Source organism: Pantoea sp. R102 (assembly GCF_004916815.1).
Classification (GTDB): domain Bacteria; phylum Pseudomonadota; class Gammaproteobacteria; order Enterobacterales; family Enterobacteriaceae; genus Pantoea; species Pantoea dispersa.
Genome location: NZ_SDFT01000018.1, coordinates 1 through 17,709 on the forward strand (window position 1 = coordinate 1; position 17,709 = coordinate 17,709).

At 59.6% G+C, this 17,709-nt stretch carries 13 protein-coding genes; 6 read left to right on the forward strand and 7 right to left on the reverse strand.

Translation table 11 applies throughout. The features are described from left to right. The 4 genes from ERD80_RS02645 to ERD80_RS02660 form a co-directional block, all read right to left on the reverse strand. A partial coding sequence (locus tag ERD80_RS02645) for an SfnB family sulfur acquisition oxidoreductase (protein ID WP_136545664.1) occupies positions 1 to 1,167 on the reverse strand: 1,167 nt, incomplete at its 3' end. A gap of 150 nt (positions 1,168 to 1,317) precedes the next feature. Beyond that, a complete protein-coding gene (locus ERD80_RS02650) occupies positions 1,318 to 2,343 on the reverse strand; it encodes an NADP-dependent oxidoreductase (protein WP_136545665.1) in 1,026 nt (341 codons plus the stop codon). Between the two features lie 83 nt (positions 2,344 to 2,426). Next, positions 2,427 to 2,777, reverse strand: coding sequence for a DUF3147 family protein (locus ERD80_RS02655; protein ID WP_132462501.1), 351 nt, complete (start codon positions 2,775 to 2,777; stop codon positions 2,427 to 2,429). A 46-nt stretch (positions 2,778 to 2,823) separates the two neighbouring features. Continuing rightward, the gene (locus ERD80_RS02660; protein WP_058769814.1) at positions 2,824 to 3,099 is read right to left on the reverse strand and encodes a metal/formaldehyde-sensitive transcriptional repressor; all 276 of its coding nucleotides are present in this window, start codon (positions 3,097 to 3,099) and stop codon (positions 2,824 to 2,826) included. 121 nt (positions 3,100 to 3,220) lie between these two features. On the opposite strand from ERD80_RS02660, the gene ERD80_RS02665 reads away from it, so the two are divergent. The 5 genes from ERD80_RS02665 to ERD80_RS02685 all read left to right on the forward strand — a co-directional run bounded on the left by ERD80_RS02665 (position 3,221) and on the right by ERD80_RS02685 (position 9,845). After that, a complete protein-coding gene (locus ERD80_RS02665; RefSeq protein WP_136545666.1) occupies positions 3,221 to 3,403 on the forward strand; it encodes a DUF1289 domain-containing protein in 183 nt (60 codons plus the stop codon). Between the two features lie 267 nt (positions 3,404 to 3,670). Beyond that, positions 3,671 to 4,741, forward strand: coding sequence for an amidohydrolase family protein (locus ERD80_RS02670; RefSeq protein ID WP_136545667.1), 1,071 nt, complete (start codon positions 3,671 to 3,673; stop codon positions 4,739 to 4,741). Next, positions 4,716 to 5,990 carry an MFS transporter gene (locus tag ERD80_RS02675; protein WP_136545668.1) on the forward strand — a complete coding sequence of 425 codons (1,275 nt, stop codon included), beginning with the start codon at positions 4,716 to 4,718 and terminating at the stop codon, positions 5,988 to 5,990. Before ERD80_RS02670 ends, ERD80_RS02675 begins: the two co-directional genes overlap by 26 nt. A 320-nt stretch (positions 5,991 to 6,310) precedes the next feature. Then, a complete protein-coding gene (locus ERD80_RS02680; RefSeq protein ID WP_136545669.1) occupies positions 6,311 to 7,426 on the forward strand; it encodes a beta-propeller fold lactonase family protein in 1,116 nt (371 codons plus the stop codon). Positions 7,427 to 7,748: 322 nt separating this feature from the next. Next, entirely contained in the window at positions 7,749 to 9,845 is a 2,097-nt protein-coding gene (locus ERD80_RS02685; RefSeq protein WP_058774673.1) for an FUSC family protein, read from the forward strand. Here ERD80_RS02685 and ERD80_RS02690 read toward each other — a convergent pair. Together ERD80_RS02690 and ERD80_RS02695 are read right to left on the reverse strand one after the other, a co-directional pair. Then, on the reverse strand, positions 9,842 to 14,440 hold the full coding sequence (locus ERD80_RS02690) for an ATP-dependent helicase (protein ID WP_211145558.1): 4,599 nt from the start codon (positions 14,438 to 14,440) through the stop codon (positions 9,842 to 9,844). The genes ERD80_RS02685 and ERD80_RS02690 overlap by 4 nt on opposite strands. 112 nt (positions 14,441 to 14,552) lie before the next feature. Beyond that, positions 14,553 to 15,980: a cytosine permease gene (locus ERD80_RS02695; protein ID WP_136545671.1), complete on the reverse strand. Its 1,428-nt coding sequence runs from the start codon at positions 15,978 to 15,980 to the stop codon at positions 14,553 to 14,555. A gap of 275 nt (positions 15,981 to 16,255) precedes the next feature. Between ERD80_RS02695 and ERD80_RS02700 the strand changes: the two genes are divergently transcribed. Further along, positions 16,256 to 16,786, forward strand: coding sequence for a GNAT family N-acetyltransferase (locus ERD80_RS02700; protein WP_058769804.1), 531 nt, complete (start codon positions 16,256 to 16,258; stop codon positions 16,784 to 16,786). Positions 16,787 to 16,871: 85 nt separating this feature from the next. Here ERD80_RS02700 and ERD80_RS02705 read toward each other — a convergent pair whose 3' ends face one another. Further along, entirely contained in the window at positions 16,872 to 17,651 is a 780-nt protein-coding gene (locus tag ERD80_RS02705) for an alpha/beta hydrolase (RefSeq protein ID WP_136545672.1), read from the reverse strand. Between the last annotated feature and the right edge of the window lie 58 nt (positions 17,652 to 17,709).

Here is a 17,709-nt window from a genome sequence, read left to right on the forward strand (position 1 = left end):
CGCGTTGCGCCAGTGGCGGTCCAGATTAAACTCCTGCAGCGTGGCGCGGGTGCCAGCCAGCTCAAACAGTTTGTTACCGGCAAGCAGAGCGATCTCCGTCGTCAGCACTTTGGCCTCGGCGGTGGCCACGGTCGCGCGTGCCACGCTGGTCTCATCGGGCTGCGTCAGCGCGGCGTCAATCGCTGCACCGGCCTGCCACAGCAGCGCTTCGGCAGCGTGCAGGCGGATTTTCAAATCACCGACTGCCGCCAGCGTGAAGTGGTCATCGGCAGCGCGTGCCTGCCCACTGTCAATCCACGGCCGCGAGCGTTCGCGAACAAATTGCAGGGTGTCTTCAATGGTGCCGCGCGCAATACCGACATCCACCGCCGCCTGAATGATCTGTGAAATCGGCCCGGCAGCGGTTGGCCGCTCAAACGCCTGCCAGGTTGGAATAACGCGCGACAGCGGGGCGCGGACATTCTCCAGCAGTACGGTACCGGAGGCCGTCGTGCGCTGACCAAAGGCCGACCAGTTATTAATGACGCTGATGCCTGGCGTGTCGCGATCGAGCACAATCAGATGCGCCCGGTCCTGCTCGTCCAGCGCCACGGCATGGATTCGATGCGCCAGCAGCGCGCCAGTGGCATAAAATTTTTCCCCGTTAATCACGACCTCATCACCGTCACGCCGAAAGCGCGTCTGAAAATCGGCGACCGTGCGGCCATGCTTCTCCGAGAAGGCGTTACCCCAGCGCAGCCCGGCCAGTACCTCGCTCAGCAGTACCTGTTTTTGTGCTTCGCTACCGTCTTCCAGCAGATGGGCCACACCGGCCAGATGGTTTTGCGGCAGCTGACCGAGCGCCGGATCGGCAGCTGAAATGATGGCGATCACCCTGGCCACGGTGGTCCACGACACGCCCGCTCCGCCCCAGGCTTTGGGGATGGCCATTGCCCACAGGCCGCTTTGCGAGAACGCATCCAGCTCTTTGAGGGGCAGAATGCCCTCACGATCGCGCAGTGCCGCCTCGCGCGCGAAGCTGGCCGCCAACTGATGGGCTACGGCGATAGCTTCCGCATCGTCGCGAATGATATGCGCGGCGCCAGCCGGTAATGGCACCGGTGCTTCCGCCTGTTGCGTATTGACTTTACGCGGCAGCGCCGCGGAGTCGGCTAAGGTCAGCGACATAATGACTTCTCCGGTAGAAGAGGATAGAGGAGGGCATCATCGCATGCGCACGCGGAGGGCTTATATCTCAATAGCGGTTAAGCAAAGCGCAAAAAAGCCTTAGTGCTCGCACACTAAGGCCGGATTTACAGTCGGGGAGAGAACCGCTGGCTACGCCACTTTCACCACGGTTTTGCCGAAGTTTTTGCCTTTCAGCATGTCAATAAACGCCTGCGGCGCATGCTCCAGCCCTTCTACCATGTGTTCGCGGTACAACACTTTTTGTTGCTCGACCAGCGGCGTCATCGCCTGCAGGAATTCCGGATAGCGATCGCCATAATCCTGGAAGATGATGAAGCCCTGCATACGGATGCGGCGTTTCAGAATCCCGCCCATGATCAGCGGCGTGCGATCGGGGCCGGGTGGCAGTTCGCGACTGCTGTAGCCCGACACCAGGCCACACACCGGCACGCGCGCGGCGGTGTTGAGCAGCGGGAAGACGGCATCGAATACTTTGCCGCCGACGTTTTCAAAATAGATGTCGATACCGTCCGGGCAGGCGGCCGCCAGCTGTTCTGCGAAATCGTCACGATGATGATCGATACAGGCGGAAAAACCGAGGGTGTCAATCGCGTAGCGGCACTTCTCCTCACCGCCGGCCACGCCGACGACGCGGCAGCCATTCAGCTCACCGAGCTGACCGACCGTGGCACCCACCGGTCCGGTGGCGGCGGCGACAACCAGCGTTTCACCGGCTTTGGGCTGACCGATATCCATCAGGCCCATGTAGGCGGTAAAGCCCGGCATACCCAGAATACCCAGCGCCCAGGACGGATGGGGCAGATGACCGATTTTAGTCACGCCAGTGCCATCGGACAGGGCATAGCTCTGCCAGCCGCTGGCCGCCAGGACCCAGTCGCCGGCGCTGAAGTCCGGATGCTGCGATTCCGCCACCTGGCATACGGTGCCGCCGACCATCGGCTGGTCGAGTTGCGCCGGCGGCGCGTAGGATTTGCTGTCATCCATGCGGCCACGCATATATGGGTCGAGCGACAGATAGTGGGTGCGCAGCAGCATCTGTCCCGCCTGCACCTGCGGCAGCGGTTGTTCGACAAAGCGGAAGTTCTCTTTCACCGGCTCGCCGTCCGGGCGTGACGCCAGCAGCCAGGCGTGATTGAGTGAAGCGTGTTGAGTCATAGCATTTCCTTGTTTCTGCGCGGGTAAAACAGCAAGTGTAGCCAATGATTGGTAAGGAAATGGATGATTGATGCGGCTTGCGTCTACATAAGAATGATACCAAACCGCTTCAGCAACAGCGCCCAGAGGGCGAACAACACCACGGTAATTACGCAGGAGAGCAGTAGCGTGAGCCAGAAGCCGACGCGCTGGTAAAAAAACGGAAACAGGATAAACATCGGCAGTGTCGGCACCACATACCAGAACGTATACCATGCGTGAGCGGCAATCTTTTCCTGCGTTTGTCCTTCTATTTTCATCCAGATAAGCACCAGCAAGGTGACCAGCGGTAAAGCGGCGAGCAGGCCGCCCAGACGATCGCTGCGTTTCGCTGCTTCTGAGATCAGTACCACCATAAAGGCGGTTAACGCGTATTTTGAGATTAGCCAGAGCATCGTTATTCCCGATAATTATCATTAAGCCGGCTGCGTGCCTGAGGTTCTATTTCAGGTAAGAACGAATGACCGCCACGATCTCTTCCAGATCCTCACTTCGCGCCTGCGGCGTAGCCTCTGCGTTCATCAAATGTTCGCGTATATGGCCTTCAAGCAATTCGCTCATCAGGCCATTAATAGCGCCGCGCACTGCCGCGACCTGCTGCAGTACCTTGAGGCACTCTTCACCCGATTCGACGGCGGTTTCCAGCGACGCCGCCTGACCTTTTATACGTCGAATGCGGGTGAGTAAGCTTTTCTGATTTCTCAGGGTATGGGCCATTACTGTCTCCGGTTGATCATGTTCTATACTGGGGTATAGTATATAACCCACTTTACGGCGCTTTCGGGCCGCCTGCAACTGATTACCCCGACATCGACATCCAAATCCCAGGAGGCTGGATATGGCCGCAAAATCGCCGTGCATCGATCTCTGTGTGTTTGATACGAAAACCGGCTGGTGCGAAGGATGCGTACGCACCCGTGGGGAAACCCAAAGCTGGCGTAAGGTTTCGCCTTACCATCGCAAAGCGACAGAGCGGGCGCTTCCGGCGCGCCTGAAAGCGCTTAAAACCCGAGAGGCGTAGTCTTGTTTGTCAGGACGAGGCGACACATATTGAAGGTGACGCTACTACCAAAGATTGAAACCTGACGGTGTAGCAGGACATTTGTGATTAACATCTTACTTACATCATTAACATCCCCTTTTTGCTGGCTATCGGTTATGCGGTGAATCTATAGTCAATTTACTATGTAAAACTGTGTTTTATCTGGTGCAACTCATTGCTTCACCGATGAGGCACGCCAGCAGCGTTTCAGACCTGATTTAAATCAGGCAGTTAAGAGGGGATACTATGGAGATCGTTAACGCACCGCATCTGCCTGTCAGAGAGCACTGGCTGGCACTGCATCATGAACCCGCTTTGATGCCCGACCTGCCGATGGTCGATGCGCATCATCACTTATGGGACCGCCAGTCAGGGCGTTATCTGGCGCCTGAATTCAGCCACGATATCGAAACGTCCGGCCACCGGATACTCTCCACCGTCTACATTCAATGCCGTTCAATGCTGCGCCGTAACGGACCGGAGGCCTTCAAACCCGTCGGTGAGGTGGAGTTTGCCAGCGGCGTTGCGGCAATGTTTGACAGCGGCCATTACGGCGCGGCGGCAGGCTGTGAAGCGATTGTCGGCGGTGCCAGCCTGCTGGCTGGCGATGACCTGCTGCCGGTGATTGAAAGCATGACGGAACGTTCAGGGGGACGATTATGCGGGGTGCGTAATCCGCTGGCCTGGCACGATGACCCACGCGTGGTATCCAGTCCCGTGACGCCGCCCGCCGGTCTGGCGGCCAGTGCCGCATTCCGGCGCGGTGCGGCATGTCTGGCCCGCAAAGGACTGTCGCTGGATGTCTGGGTTTATCACACCCAACTCGATGAAATCGCTGAGCTGGCACGGGCGCTACCCGAACTGCACATTATTGTGGACCATTGCGGCGGGCCGATCGGTAGCGGGCCGTATGCCGACAAACGGGATGCCACCTTTCAGGAATGGAAAAAGGCCATCATTGCGCTGGCGGCGTTGCCAAACGTGAGCATCAAAATCAGCGGTTTCGGCATGACCGTCATGGGCTACTCCTTCGCCCAGCATGCCATGCCACCCGACTCTCTGACGCTTTCGCAGGCCTGGCGGCCGCAGTTTGAAACCCTGGTTGACGCGTTTGGCGTCGGGCGCTGTATGTTTGCCAGCAACTTCCCGGTCGACAAAGGGATGTTCAGCTACGGCGTATTCTGGAATGCCTGTAAAAGGCTGGCTGAGCACGCTTCGCCGACCGAAAGAGAACAGCTGTTCTGGCGCACCGCGGCTGCACGCTATCACTTATCCTCCCTGGAGAATATGGATGAATATCAAATCAACACTGCATGAAGCGCCTCCCCTGGCGCAGGATGAGTCCGCTGCAGCGATCTCGTATACATCGGCAGAAAAAAGGACGCTGGCGCTGGGCGGGTTAGGGTGGACGTTTGAAAGCTATGACTCGTTTTTGCTCTCGCTGTTACTACCGGTACTGGGCGTGGTATTTGATGTCAGCAAAACAGAACTTGGCGTGTTTATCAGCACCACGGCAGGCGGGCAGATTATTGGTGGCATTCTGTTTGGGCTGGTTGCCGATAAGATCGGACGCGTCAGAACCGCCTTCATCTGTATCGCCATCTATTCACTTTTCTCCGGACTGCTGGCGTTCTCCCACAATCCTCAGGCGTTTGCTGCGCTGCGATTCTGCGGTGCGCTGGGTATGGGCGGCATGTGGACGTCAGGAGCGGCACTGATCGCCGAAACATGGCGTCCGGAACGTCGTGCACGCGGTGGCGCGCTGATGCAAATGGGGTTACCGGTGGGGGCGATCCTGGCGATTGGCCTGACGGCGCTGGTGACGGCCCTGACCGGCGGGCTGGAAAACGGCGGCTGGCGCTACCTTTTCATGATTGGCGCACTGCCGGTGTTTATCATGATGGTCATTGCTTATATCACGCCTGAATCACCTGTCTGGCTGGCGCGCCAGCAGGAACGCGCTCACCGCCAGAACAAAACGGCAGGTACCGGCAAAATCAACCTCAAAGGATTGCTGCTGGCATTTACCTTTATCTTTTTCATTCAGTACCTGTTCTGGGGCGTATTCACCTGGACGCCAACCTATCTTCGTGAAGTTAAGCATCTCGATTTTCTTCACAGCCTGAAATTTGTGCTGGCACTGCAAACCGGTGCCATTGCTGGCTTCCTGGTGTTCTCACTGCTGGCCGATAAGTGGGGGCGCAGGCCGATGTTTCTGCTCTACCTGTTTATCGGTGCGGTGGCGGTCGGCATGTATCTGGCGACCACTCAGCCGCTGATTCTGATGGTCGCCATCTTTATGGCAGGTTTTGGCGTAAACGGTATTTTTGCCGGCTCCGGTCCTTTCCTCGCCGAGATCATTGGCGACACGCAGTCACGCGGCTTTTTGATGGGGCTGGCGTATAACGGCGGGCGCCTGGGCGGCTTTATCGCGCCGCTGCTGATTGGCTTTGTGGCCAGCGTTGGAGGATTCACCGCCGGGCTGGCCACCACGGTGATCGCCTTTCTTGCCGCGATGGTGGTGGTCTGGTTAGCGCCAGAAACCAAAGGCGTGAAGTTGCAGTAAGCTGTGCACCTGTCGCGCAATCGGCAGGTTAAAACCTGTGACACGGTTGAACACCTGACGCGCTGTCAGGTGTTCAGCCAGTTGTGTGGTATACCCACCGTAGCCAGAATCATCACCGCAAAATCCTGCACCACATCGCGGCCACGCCAGGTGAGCCCGCGCACAAACCTGGACAAAACATCAGGTTCGCCGGCGCGCTAATTGCCTGATTAGCCTGGCTTGCTGGAGAAGTGCCCAGGTGACGTCGGGCAATCTCACATAACAGGCGCGTGCTTTACTGCGTATAACCGGGTCTGATTACCCTCATCAAGGAGAACACCATGATAAACAGCCTGCGCACCGTTACGCTGCTGGCGGCAATGACGGTGAGCGCGCCACTGCTGGCGCAGACCTTTGTGTACGTATCCGCCGCCGACGACGGCACCATCGCGCGCTATACGCTGGACGCGCGCAGCGGCGCTTTGCAGCTGCTTGGCCACACTGAGGCCGGGGGTAAAGTGATGCCGATGGCGCTCAGTGCGGATCACAAAACGCTGTACGCGGCGATTCGCAGTAAACCGCTGCAACTGGCGAGCTGGCAGATTGACTCGCAGAGCGGCGAGCTGAACAACCGGCACACCGTGCCGGCTGCGGCCAGTTACCCCTACATCAGCACTGACCGTCAGGGACGCTTTCTGCTGGGGGCCTCATATGACGGCGACGTGGTGCAGGTTTACCGCCTGACAGCCAGCGGCACCATCGCTACGCCGCCGGTCGGCAGCTATAAAACCGGTCATGCGGCGCATTCGGTGATTGTCGATGCCAGCGGTCGTCACGCTTATGTGGGTAATCTTGGCACCGATCGCGTGCTGCAGCTCAGGCTGGGCGCAGACGGTACGTTGAGCGCCCTCGGCAAGGGGGAGGTAGCAACCGCCGCCGATAACGGTCCGCGCCATTCTGTGTTGTCGCCGGATAATCGCTATCTGTACAACATTGGTGAAATGGGCGGCATCATTACCCAGTTCCGGCGCGAAGCCAGCGGCGATCTGGTGAAAGTGGCGGAAACGCCCAACGCGGTGGCGGCGCAGTATCATCTGCAACATGGCCGTGAACGGCCGCCGGGTTACAGCGACAGCACGCCGCGCATCTGGTCAGCGGATATCCAACTGACGCCGGACGGGCGTTTTCTGTATGTCAGCGAGCGCACCAGCAGTACCGTGAGCGGTTATCGTGTTAATCAGCAGGATGGCAAACTGACGCTGATCGGCAGCTGGCCGGTGGAGAAACAGCCGCGCGGCATGGCGATCAGCCCCGATAGCCGCTGGCTGGTGGTGAGCGGTGAGAAGAGTGCGGTTATTGGCAGCTACGCGATTGAGGCGCGCAGCGGAGTGTTGCAGCGGGTCGGCGAGGCGCCAGCCGGCCGGGATGCGAACTGGGTGACCATCGTCAGCTATTAAAATGATCGGGCGCAGGAAACTGCGCCTTATTGCGCGAAATTATTTTATGGATAGCATCGTCTGGCAGTAAAGTGTGATCTGCGACACATTTCTGCCGCTGAAGGCAGATTGCTGCTTTCTGCGGCAGTGACAGCGCAGATATCCCGCCGGCGACCCGCCAGTCGCTGCGTTCGATTAGTTTCCTTAAAGCATTCTGTGCCTGATGTCAGGCGTGTATGAACACCGTTTTCGATTACGAAACAATTTGTCGTAGTTATCGGGATGAGTGCCCGCCAGATTCTGGCAGGATACGCCGCACTTAGCGCCTTCTGGTCTCCGTGACATGCAGTGGTTTTCGAAAAACGCCGTTTTTTTTGCCGTAAAAACCTGTCTGGCCGCCTTTCTGGCATTGTATCTGGCTCTTGAACTGAATGTTGATCGTCCCGCCTGGGCGCTGACCACGGTGTTTGTTGCATCGCAGCTTTATTCGGCCTCCACCATCTCCAAATCGCTGTTCCGCCTGCTCGGCACGCTGCTCGGTGGCGTCTTCATCTTTTTTATCTTTCCGCTCACCGTAGCGCATCCGCTGCTGTTCAGCCTGTGTATCTCACTGTGGGTGAGCCTGTGTCTCTATCTGTCGCTGCACGACCGCACGCCGAAAAGCTATGTTTTTATGCTGGCGGGCTACAGCGCCGCGATTATGGGTTTCCCGGAAGTGACGACGCCGCTCGGTATCACCAGCACCGTGCTGTCACGCATTGAGGAAATTACTTTAGGCATTGTCTGCAGCAGCCTGGTGCACGCGCTGTTGTTTCCGGTCTCGATGCGCAGTCTGCTGGAGCAGAGCGTCAGCCAGTGGTATCTCAACGGGCGCAAGCTGTGCCGCGATTTACTCTCTGGCATTTCCGCTGACCGATCGCCAGAACGCGACGAAATCCTGACCCGTATGGCCACTAATCCGCAGCAGGTCGAGATCCTGATTACCCATTGCGTGTACGAGGGCGACGCGGCCCGGCGGCTGATTCGCCTGGTCAGCACGCAGTATCAGCATCTTTCATACTTAATCCCCACGCTGACGGCGATTGAGATGCGGCTGCAGCGGCTGGCGGCGCGCCAGATTGCCTTTCCTGCCTGGGTTGAGCAGACCCTGCAGCAGTTCCTGCTGTGGCTGAATGACGGCGAAGCGGTGGGCGATGTCATTGGCATTCAGCTGGAACTGAGCCTTTGTCAGGATCGGCTGAATGCGGCGTGGCGCAACGGCGAATTGTCTACCGAACACTGTCTGCTGTTTACCGGCCTGCTGGAGCGGCTGGTGGATTTTGTGCGTATCGCCGGGGCTTACCAGAGCGTGGGCGGGCTGGTAAGCGATCTGTCAGGCGACACCACGCTGGCGCGCGGTAAACGCACGCATCGCTTTTTCGACAAAGGACTGATTCGGCTCTCGGCGCTGACGGCATTTTGCGCCACCTTTGGCTCCTGTCTGTTGTGGATGGCGACCGGCTGGCGCGACGGAGCATCAGCGCCAGTAATGGCCGCGATTCTCAGCTCCTTCTTCGCCAGCCTCGATACGCCGCTGACCTCAATGAAGCTGTTTATTCGTGGGGTGATCGTGGCGATCTTTATCAGCGTGATTTATGTCGCGCTGCTGCTGCCGCAGGCAACCTCGTTCGAGGCGCTGATCCTCTGTCTGGCTCCGGGTTTGCTGCTACTCGGGCTGATGATTGCGCGACCGGCCAGCAACATGATCGGTCTGAGCGTGGCGATTCAGATCCCCGGCTTTATCGGGCTCGGACATCATCTGAAACCCGATCTGGTGCTGCTGGTGAATAACGCGATTGCTTCGATGGCCGGCGTGCTGTTTGCGGTGATCCTGACCGCGCTGATGCGCAATAAGCGGCCATCGTGGACTGCGCGCCGCGCCGTGCGTCACGGCCTACGTGAACTGCTGCGCTTTATTAAGGAGATTGAGCGCAACGGCTCATCGCTGCTGGGACGCCAGCGTTTTATTGGCCTGATGCTGGATAAGGTCAACGTGGTGCTGCCACGCCTGCACCTTGATCCGCAGTCCGATATGGCGCCGGCGGGAATGCTGCTGACCGAGGTGTGGCTGGGGGTTAATAGCTTTGACTACTACGCGCGCCATCAGGCGCTGCTGAGCCGTTATCAGCTGGACAGCGGGCAGATGTTTCACGAGCTGGGACTGTTTCTTAAGCGCAGGCTGAAGTCGCTGCAGACGCCACCGCATGAGGATTTGCAGGAGGAGCTCGATGTGCTGCTGATGCAGCTGGAACAGCTGGCGCAACGTGACGAGGCGCTGCTGCTGCCGCTGTTTCATCTGTTCAGCATCCGGTTATACCTGTTTCCGCAACTTAGCTGGCCGGTGGCCACGCCGCGTCAGGCCGAACGCCTGCAGCAGCATCGTTACCGCCTGCAGGCTTAGCCATACCAGCTGTAACCTTTCGGCACGCGGGAAAAGCCGATGGCTTTCAGGGCCGGTAGCAGCGATGACTGGCTGGCCGGCTGATCGTCCACCCGTTCGAGAATGAAGCTGTGGGTCTTCTCCCGGCGTAAGGCCTGGCCCAGCGCCACGATCGCGGCCTGGCGTTGCTCCTCACTAATGTCGCCAAAAGTTAACAGCTCTTTACCACCTGGCGGCAGCCACAGCATAACGCGCCCATTGCCAATCACCACCAGTGCGCCGCTGCGGCGGGTAGGCCGCACGCCACCGACGCTGAGCGGCCACGCCAGCTGCACGCCAAAGGGATTGGCGGGATCCAGCACCGTCAGCGCCACCGGCGGATGCGTGGCCTGCGCGCTGCCGAGCTGGCGCAGCCGGTCGATGGCCGGATTTTCAGCAAACTGCGCGCCGCCCATGCCGGCAACAAAGCGGCCGCGCAGCAGCCGTCCGGCATCCTCCATGCCGCGCAAGAGCGGCTGCAGCGCCGGAAAGCCGCCGGGAATCTGCTCTGCCACGGCGGCACCGCGCGTGATCACGCCAAAGCGGTCGAGCATATTTTCAGTCAGCGCCAGGGCGCGTTCGGTATCGGCCAGCGGCTGCCGCACAATCAGCGACCAGCGTCCGGCCATGCTGTTGAGCGAGGGCTGCGCAGCAGCACTGCGGCTGGCCGCGAAACTGGCCCGACTGTGGCGACTGCGCGCAGGACGGGCCGGGCGTGGACGTGTCGTGTGGCTGGTGGTGCTGAGCTGGCGCAGCGCGGCCCAGGTATCCATAGTCAGATAGCCGCGCCATACCAGCTCCCACATCGCGGCAAAGACTTCGCTGGGGTCGACAGCATGTTCAGGCTGCGCCATCACGCGCGGCAGCAGCTCGCGGGCGAACCAGCCGCCGCCATCCTGTAACTGCGCCACAATCGCCTGCTGTAAAGGTGACAATGTCACATTATTACCTTCATCAGGCACCGGTAACGTTTCACTGGCAAACTCACTCAGGTGCAGGGAGACCAGTCCGTCCTGCGCGCCAGGTGCCCGCTGGCCACTCCAGATGACTTCACCGGAAGAGAGCAGCTCATCCAGCATCGCAGGCTGATAGTCACGCACCCGCGCCGGCAAAATCTGGCTTTCCCACAGCGAAACCGGCAGCGCCACGCCAGCCAGCTGTTCGATCACCCGCACCACGCCGTTGATACCGGCAAAGGCGCCCTGTGCCGTAGATGCCGCGACGTCGCTCAGCAATCCCTGACGCTCAAGCAGAAAAGCCACGTACGCCGGCGCTTCGACCGGTTGGGTGGCCTCACGCGCCGCCTGCAGCGATCGCACGCGCAAACGACGAAATACGCTTTCCGCTACCCACTGCGTTGACGCATCGACCGCAGGCGAGAGGAAATCGCCTTTCAGTACGCGTTGCTGCTGACGCAGCTCCTCCAGCGTGTCGTCGACCACGGCGCGGCCCAGACCAAAGCGGGCGGCGATTTGCAGACTGGTGGCGACAGCGTGGGTGCGCAGATAGCGATTAAGTAAGTCATGCAGCGGACGGGCCACCGGCGCGAGCAGCCCGGCGGGCAGATCAGCTGGCAGCGCCGTGCCCAGTGCGTCGCGCAGCCGCACGCCATCTTCGGCGACAGCCCAGCGCGTATCTGCCGCAATCGTAACCTGAATGATGCGTTGCCCCTGTTGCAGCGCGGTTAGCAGCGGCATCAGCGCCGCCTCGCCGTTGTAGCGCGCTGTGATTTCCGGCACAGTGAGCGGCCCCAGCTCGCGCAGCAGATCAACCACAGCTTCCTGAGTGCTGGCCTGATAATCGGGGACGGTGCGCTGAAGCTCCTGCTCAACGCGGGCCACCACCTCGGGTGCCAGCAGCTCGTGCATCTCAACCTGGCCCAGCAAATCGCTCAGCAGCGTGCTGTCGAGCGCCAGCATTGAGGCGCGCCGTTCCGCCTGCGGCGCATCGCTGGCATACATGAATTCGGCGACATAGCCAAACAGCAGCGGCGCAGCAAACGGCGAGGGCGTATCGGTGGTAACTTCAGTCAGCTTAACCTCGCCCTGTTGTATCCGTGCCATCAGCTGATGCAGTGCCGGCAGGTCATACACGTCTTGCAGACATTCACGCGCGGTTTCGATCAAAATTGGGAAATCGTCGAACTGCCGCGCCACTTCCAGCAGCTGCCCGGCACGCAGCCGCTGCTGCCACAGCGGAGAACGTTTACCGGGATTGCGGCGCGGCAGCAGCAGGGCGCGCGCGGCGCATTCGCGGAAGCGGGCGGCAAACAGCGCAGACTGTCCCACCGCAGCCGTCACCTGTCGCTGGAGTTCGTCCGGCGCAAACAAAAACAGTTCAGCGCCTGGCACCCGGCCTTCGCTGTCAGGGAAGCGCGCGACAATCCCATCATCGCTGGCGACCACGGCCGGATCGAGCCCCATCTGGCGGCCAATCCGCTCAGCGATGGCCAGCGCCCACGGCGCATGCACGCGCTGACCATAAGGGGAATGCAAAATCACGCGCCAGTCGCCGGTTTCATCGCGACAGCGCTCAATCAGCAAATTGCGATCGTCAGGCACCAGGCCTGTGGCGGCAAACTGTTCGTCGATGAGCGCACGAATGTTGTGTCGGGCATTGGCGTCAAGGTTGTCGCTGCCGGGCAACACTCCGCTGGCGGCATGTCGCAAATAGCGGCCAATGGCTTCGCCGAGTGTCGCCGAACGCCCGAGACTGTCGCCGTGCCAGAAGGGCAGGCGCGCCGAGCGACCGGGTGCCGGCACCACTACCACCTGATCGTGCGTAATTTGCTGGATGCGCCACGAGGTGGCGCCAAGCGTGATGATGTCGTTAATTCGCGACTCATACACCATCTCCTCATCCAGTTCGCCGACCCGGCGCGCACCGGACTGTTCTTCGCCCTCCGGCAGCATCACACTGAACATCCCGCGGTCCGGAATGGTGCCACCGCTGGTGACGGCCAGATGCTGCGCGCCCGGGCGACCGCTTAAGGTTTGCTGTTGTCGATCCCAGATGATGCGCGGACGCAGGTTAGCAAACTCGTCCGAAGGGTAGCGGCCAGACAGCATATCCAGCACCGCATCGAAGGCGTTACGTGGTAACGTTTTAAACGGATCGGCACGGCGTACCTGTTGATACCACGCCTCGACGGACAGGGTGTCCATGGCCGCCGCCGCCACCGTATGCTGGGCGAGAATATCGAGCGGATTGTGTGGCAAAGCGATAGCATCCAGTTCACCTGCCAGCATTGCGTCCACCGTCACGGCCGCATCAACCAGATCGCGGCGCGTGCGCGGCCAGATAATGCCTTTCGGCGTACCGCCGACCTGGTGACCGGCCCGGCCAATACGCTGCAGCGCGCTGGCCACCGAAGGCGGTGCCCCGACCTGAATCACCAGATCGATATCGCCCATGTCGATTCCCAGTTCAAGACTGGATGTCGCCACCACGCAGCGCAGTTCGCCGGCTTTCAGGGCGTTCTCAATCTCCAGCCGCTGCTCTTTCGACACCGAGCCATGATGCGAACGGGCAATATACGCTTCAGCAGGCGTGGCGCGTTTTTCGGTTCCACCGCTAAAAGAGCCATAGGCGAGGGCTGGCTCTGCTACGCCCTGTTCCGGCGCGGCGCGTCGCGCATACAGTTCATTGAGCCGTGCGGTGAGTTTTTCCGCCAGCCCACGCGAATTTGTAAACACCAGAGTCGCGCGATGGCGCAATACCTCATCCAGAATGCCGGCTTCAATATGTGGCCAGATGGAACCGGCGGCGAGGCTGCTCTCCTGCGCGGCGCGCGCATCGGGACGCTGTTGGATGTCCGTCATGTCCTCTACCGGCACAGTAATTGTCAGCTGCAGCGGCCGCTGCGCCGGCGGGTTGACGATGCGCGCAATACCCGCGCCACCGAGGAAAGCCGCCACCGCTTCTGGCGGTCGCACGGTGGCCGACAGGCCAATGCGCTGAGCAGGCTGCGCCAGCAATACATCGAGCCGTTCCAGGCTGAGCGCCAGATGGGCGCCGCGTTTACTTCCCGCCACCGCATGAACTTCGTCAATAATCACGGTCGAGATGCCACGCAGCGTTTCGCGGGCTTTTGACGTCAGCAGCAGGAAAAGCGATTCCGGGGTAGTAATCAGGATGTCCGGCGGCCGGCGCTGCAGCTTTGCCCGTTCGGCGCTGAGCGTGTCGCCGGAGCGCATGCCGACCTCCAGCGTGATTTCCGCCTCACCCAATTCCGCGCGCTCAGCGGCAACGCCCGCCAGCGGTAGCGCCAGGTTACGCTGCACGTCAGCCGCAAGCGCTTTAACCGGTGAAATATACAGAATGCGCGTCTTGTGACTGCGCGCTACGGGTTCGTCACGGCTGCGCTCGCGATACAGCGCGTCGATCGCATGCAGAAATGCCGCCAGCGTTTTGCCGGAGCCGGTTGGGGCAATCACCAGGCAGTGTTGTCCGCTGGCGATGGCGCGCCAGGCTTCCTGTTGTACGGGAGTCGCCGCCGGGAAAGTGCGGCGAAACCACTGTTGCGTGGCCGGGGTGAACAGTGAAAGCGCTGAGGCTGGCATCCATGACTCCTGCATTCTCGAAAGGGCGATCAGCAGTGTAGCGTGCCGCAGCGTTTACGGCATTATCAGGATATTGCCGATGAGGGCGGCGCGAAAACACGCGCCGCAGCACTAATATGTGACAACGTCACTGAGGATAAACAGAGTCGGCCAGTTTCCCGCGTCGATCAAAGCGACGTGCGGCCAGCCACAGCAATGCGGTAACAAACCAGCCGATGATCCATGACACATCGTTGCCGGCAAAAATCCACGTCAGGGAACCATGATGCAGCGGGTTATCAATGAACGGCAGCTGTACCAGCACTCCGAGGAAGTAAATAATAATGCCGGCCCAGTTCCAGCGACCATAGCGGCCATCCGGTTGCGACAGCGCGGGCACATCGACTTTCCCTTGGGTAATCAGATAAAAATCCGTCAGGCTGATGGCGCTCCACGGCACAAAAAAGGCCAGCAGGAACAGCAGGAAGTGGGTAAATGATTTGAGAAACGCCGGTTCGCTGAGCAGCGCAATGATGCAGGAGATCGTGACCATCAGCACCACAAACAGGATACGTCCGCCACGGCTGATCGCGGTTTGCTGGCGAAAACCGGAGACAATGGTGGTCAGCGACATAAAGCTGCCGTAGGCATTGAGCGTGGTGAAGGTGATTTTGCCAAAACAGATGGCGAAGTAGATAACCATCGCCATGGTGGCGCTGCTGCCCAGCCCGACGATGTAGCCCACTTCATTACCGGAGAACGCTTTACCCGCAATTGCAGCCACAATGACGCCGAGCGTCATGGATGCCTGCGTGCCCAGCACGGTGCCAAAAAACACCGAACTGAACAGCTTTTTCGCGGAGACATCCACCGGCAGATAGCGCGAGTAGTCCGACACATAAGGGCAAAACGCAATCTGCCATGACGAGGAGAGCGATACCGCCAGCAGAAAACTGGCAACGCTGAAGTGCTGATTTTGCCAGACGGCCGCTAAATCGTGGCTGGAGAGTAGGGTGATGAACAGGTAAACAAACGCCAGCACGCCGATGACGCTGGCCACTTTGCCGAGTTTATGAATCACCCGATAGCCGAGCACCGCAATCACGATGATGATGGCGCTGAAGATGATCATGCCGGCTGCATTGCTGACGTTGACCAGCTTCGCCAGCGCCTGGCCGGCCAGTACCGTGCCGCTGGCCGAGAAGCCCACATACATAATGCACACCAGCACCAGCGGGATCACCGCGCCAAACACGCCAAACTGCATACGGCTGGTGATCATCTGCGGCAGGCCAAGTCGCGGGCCCTGAATCGCGTGCAGCGACATGATGGCCGCGCCGACGATCTGTCCCACCAGTAGACCGACAATCGACCACACAACATCGCCACCCAGCACCACCGCCAGCGCACCGGTAACAATGGCGGTAATCTGCAAATTGCCACCAAACCACAACGTGAACTGGCTGAACGGATGCCCGTGACGCTCGCTGAGCGGGATGTAATCAATGGAACGTGTTTCTGACAGGCGCTGTTTCTCTGCACCTGAATAATCTGCGGCAGGTATCTGAGCGGACATAGTTTCCTCGCTGGAACGGCTAAAGGTGGTTAGTCATTGATTTTTCTTGTTAGTCAGTAGTAAATGTCACGAAACATACATGTATATACATGTAGCGATATTGTCACGAGGTTGATAAGGTTACAAGCTGGCCGGTCATTGGAAATTGTGATGACGCTGGCAATGTTGTCCGTTAATGTCAGGAGCCTGGCCGGTAACGGACGCGCACAAAGGCGATGATGCGCTAACTACAGACCCACTAACTGTGGCGATCAGGACAACCCGGGGAGGGAATCATGCAGGCAGTGATTGAAACAGAACGCTTACGACTGGAACCTTTTGCGCTAAGCCACCTCGCCGGCTTGCGCGCGATGGATGATGACCCGGAAATCATGCGTTATATCAATGAGGGACAGGTGAAGAGCGAGGACGAGACGCTGGCGACCATTGAGCGCGTGCAGCAACGCTGGCAGCGCTATGGTTTTTCCTGGTGGGCACTGCGCGAGAAGAGCAGCGATGACATCGTCGGGGCGGCTTGTCTGCAGCATCTGGCCCATCAGGAACAGGCGCCGCTGGAAATTGGCTGGCGACTGTTGCGCAGCAGTCAGGGGAAAGGGTATGCCACCGAAGCCGCTACGGCGATTGTGCAGTTTGCTACCGGGCAGATTGGCGTGGATTATCTGGTGGCGGTGGCACATCCGGAAAACCTTGCATCCCATCGGGTGATGCAGCGGCTGGGTATGCGCTATCGCGGTATCGAGCAGCATTACGACCAGCCCTGTGTGGTTTATGAACTGGATATGAAGAGTGCCCCAGCGCATTCGTGAGGCAGGGCGCGCACCTCTGGTAGCGGCGCGATTTATCACGCAATAAATTGCGCCGCTATCAAACATGCACCCGGTAAGGGTGCGCTCAATACCCTGGTACGTGCGCGGCTTTCATGATCAGATTTGCCACCGCCTGCGGCTGGGAAATCAGCGACACATGGCTGGCCTTGAGTTCGATGGTCTGCGCATGCATGCGTTTCGCCATAAAGCGCTGCAGATCCGGATTGATAGTGTGATCCTCCATCGACACCGCATACCAGCTCGGTTTGCTATGCCAGGCCGCCATGCTGGTTTTCGCCTGGGTAATGGCTTTACCCATCGGTTGCTGAACGGCGTAATAAGCCCGCGCTTCGCTTTCCGGCAGATCGCCGGCAAAGTCGTGGATAAACGCCTGTTCACTGAGCGCCCCGAAACCGTCGTCACGCCACTTCAGGCCAGCGGCAACCGGTGCTGCAGGGAACTTTTTGGTGAGCGCCGGATAATCTTCACCGGCCTCCGGCGCGCGCGCTGCGATGTACACCAGCCCCTTCACTTCAGGTTCATCGCCCGCCTGGCTGATAACCATGCCGCCATAAGAGTGCGCAACCAGAATCACCGGTCCGTTCTGCTGTGCCAGCGCGCGTTTCACCGCCGCCACGTCATCATTCAGCGACGTCGTTGGGTTTTGCACCGCGGTGACGTGCAGACCTTTCGCCTGCAACAGTGGGATGACTTTTCCCCAGCTGGATCCATCAGCGTACAGGCCATGGACCAGCACAATATTTTTTACTTCCTGCGGCGCGGCAGCGCTGTCGGCGTGCGCCAGTCCGGCACTCAGGGCAGAGATTACCAGCGCCGTCAGCGCCGTGATTTTGCGTAATGTCATGATCGGTCCTCATAATTAATCGGGTTCATGCACCACTGTAAGCGCCGGGGACCAACAA